Source organism: Salinimicrobium profundisediminis (genome assembly GCF_026241755.1).
Lineage (GTDB): Bacteria > Bacteroidota > Bacteroidia > Flavobacteriales > Flavobacteriaceae > Salinimicrobium > Salinimicrobium profundisediminis.
In genome coordinates, this window is sequence record NZ_JAPJDA010000052.1 from 1 (window position 1) to 2,657 (window position 2,657).

Genomic DNA, 2,657 nt, shown 5'->3' on the forward strand with positions numbered 1-2,657 from the left:
AAGGTGTATAGAAAAAGCAGGTGTTTTACATGAAAATTAGATTTGGCTATGTATCAACAGCGATTAGCCTATGGGACTCCTCCCCTTCAAAGGCATTAACCTTTGCCCGCTATTCACAGCTCGGCAAGGAAGAACGAAAGGAAAAATTACTTTCCGTTACTGCAGCCAATTTAGCCAATACGAAACGGATGCTGCATTATAATATTGCTCATCAGCTGGAAATATACCGAATGTCCAGTTCGATTGTTCCGCTGGCTACACATCCTGAGGTAATGTGGGATTTTACCACGCCTTTTCGGGACAGCTGGTTAGAAATCGGACAGCTTGTCAAGGATCATCAATTGCGGGTCAGCTTTCACCCCAATCAGTTTACGCTTTTTACTTCTCCGCGCGAAGAAGTAACAGCCAATGCGGTCAAGGACATGGAATATCACTATCGGATGTTTGAAGCAATGGGACTGGCACAGCAGAGCTATATCAATATTCATATTGGCGGTTCTTATGGTGACAAAGAAAAAACGATTGATCGCTTTTATGAAAATCTGAAAGAGCTGCCGCTGCACATTAAGAAGCAGATGACGCTGGAAAACGATGATAAAACGTATAATACGGACGAAACTTTGCTAACCTGTGAAAGAGAAAGCGTTCCGTTTGTCTTTGATTATCATCATCACATGGCCAACCTTGGAGAATTGACGCTAGAAGAGTTCCTGCCGCGCACCTTTGCAACTTGGGAACATACCGGACAGCCTCCCAAAATCCATATTTCCTCCCCTAAAAATGAAAAAGCCTTCCGCTCCCATGCGGACTTTGTTGATGTTGAATTTTTAAAACCGCTGCTGAACGTTCTTCATGATTTGAATGTGGATGTTGATTTTATGATTGAAGCGAAAGCAAAAGATCAGGCTGTATTAAAGCTGATTGAGGATATCAGTAAAATTAGAGGGGTAAAAAGAATATCTGGCGGAGCAGTAGAATGGAAATAAAAGCGGCCCCCGGCCGCTTTTTCTATTTCATTAATTCCTGGAACCATGGCGCAATCACTTCAAACGCTTTAAAGCCTAAATAAATGCCCACTATCCCCATAACCCCCGGTAAAGCCGGCGGTGCTGGAATCGGCAGCTTTAATAGCGCAAAAAGAAATCCTACTAAAAAACCGGTAAGTGTAGCTAAAATGACAATTTTCATCGTAATCCTCCTCTAGTAACATCCATTTTTGATAGTATTTCCCTTAATGAAAATAATATATGGAGAGAATTTAGACAAGAGGAGTTGAAGGTGACTTTGCGTAGTCACACGGTTGGTTGTAAAAATTAAAACTAATTGCCACCTTAGATATCAGTTGGGATTTCGGCGATTTTATTCTGGACTTTTTTTTTCTCGACATTAAGTGGGCTGTTACCGCTCAAATCTGCTGCCTTATTCATTAATTGGGCATGCTTTCGATCATTTTCCAGAGGTTTTCGATCATTCCCCAAAGTTTTTCGGCCAATTTGGTTTGCTTTTCGGTCTTTTTGAACCAGTTTTCAGTCATTTACGCCGTTTTTTCGATCAATCCCCGGATTTTAGTGATTACAGAAGTTACTCCCTTTTGGTCTAGATCGTGTTCCTATCAAATATATGTGCTTTCCTATCAAATTTGAGCAATTTACCATCAAATTCTCCAGCTTTCCTATCAAAAATTATGATTTTCCTATCAAACAGAACGGTTTTCCTATCAAATCGCTATTTTAGCACATAAAAAAAGCCCCCTGCTCTCTCACAGGGGGACAAAGAGTACTTACATTTTTTCCGGTGCAGAAACACCGATTAATGCAAGTGCATTTTTTAATGTGGTTTGGACAGCTTTAATAAGAGCCAGTCTAGCTTTTGTTCTTTCCGGCTGTTCAGCATCCAGTACTTTTTCAGCATTATAGAAGCTGTGGAACGTAGAAGCTAGGTCAAAAATATAGTTGGTGATTCTGTGCGGTGTGCGTCTTAACGCTGCCTCGGAAACGGCTTGCGGGAATTCACCGATCTTTTTCAATACGTCCATTTCTTTTTCCGCTTCAATTAATGAAAAGTCAGCTTGGTGATCGAATTCGAAACCTTGCTCACTGCCTTGACGCAGAATGCTTGAAATCCGTGCGTGAGCATATTGCGCATAGTACACTGGATTTTCATTTGATTGTGAAACAGCAAGATCCAAATCAAAATCAAGGTGCGTATCAGCACTTCTCATCGCAAAGAAGTAACGAGTTGCATCTAATCCAACTTCTTCTACCAGATCACGCATTGTAACAGCTTTACCTGTACGTTTGCTCATTTTCATTTTTTCGCCGTTTTTGTATAAATGAACAAGCTGAATGATTTCTACTTCCAGAGCATCTTTATCATAGCCTAATGCCTGGATCGCTGCTTTCATACGAGGGATATAGCCATGGTGGTCTGCTCCCCAAATATTAATCAGCTTTTCAAAACCGCGCTCGAGCTTGTCTTTGTGATAAGCAATATCTGGTGTTAAATACGTATAAGATCCGTCATTTTTAATTAAAACGCGGTCTTTATCATCACCAAAAGTGGTAGAGCGGAACCATGTCGCACCGTCTTCTTCATAAATATGACCGTTCTGTTTTAGCGCATCAAGAGCAACATCAATTTTCCCATTATGGTATAAG

3 protein-coding genes are annotated in these 2,657 nt (G+C 40.8%); 1 reads left to right on the forward strand and 2 read right to left on the reverse strand.

All coding sequences use genetic code 11. The features are described from left to right. The first annotated feature begins 29 nt into the window (after positions 1–29). Entirely contained in the window at positions 30–986 is a 957-nt protein-coding gene (uvsE, locus tag OQ279_RS18190; RefSeq protein ID WP_266071283.1) for a UV DNA damage repair endonuclease UvsE, read from the forward strand. Positions 987–1,008: 22 nt separating this feature from the next. On the opposite strand, the gene OQ279_RS18195 is transcribed toward uvsE, so the two are convergent. Further along, positions 1,009–1,188, reverse strand: coding sequence for a XapX domain-containing protein (locus OQ279_RS18195; RefSeq protein WP_066442272.1), 180 nt, complete (start codon positions 1,186–1,188; stop codon positions 1,009–1,011). 592 nt (positions 1,189–1,780) lie between these two features. Beyond that, positions 1,781–2,657, reverse strand: an 877-nt coding sequence (gene argS, locus OQ279_RS18200) for an arginine--tRNA ligase (protein ID WP_266071286.1), incomplete at its 5' end; no start/stop codon positions are given.

Coding starts and splice junctions, on each gene's coding strand:
- uvsE (WP_266071283.1), top strand. CDS start 30: ATGAAAATTAGATTTGGCTATGTATCAACAGCGATTAGCCTATGGGAC.
- OQ279_RS18195 (WP_066442272.1), bottom strand. CDS start 1,188: ATGAAAATTGTCATTTTAGCTACACTTACCGGTTTTTTAGTAGGATTT.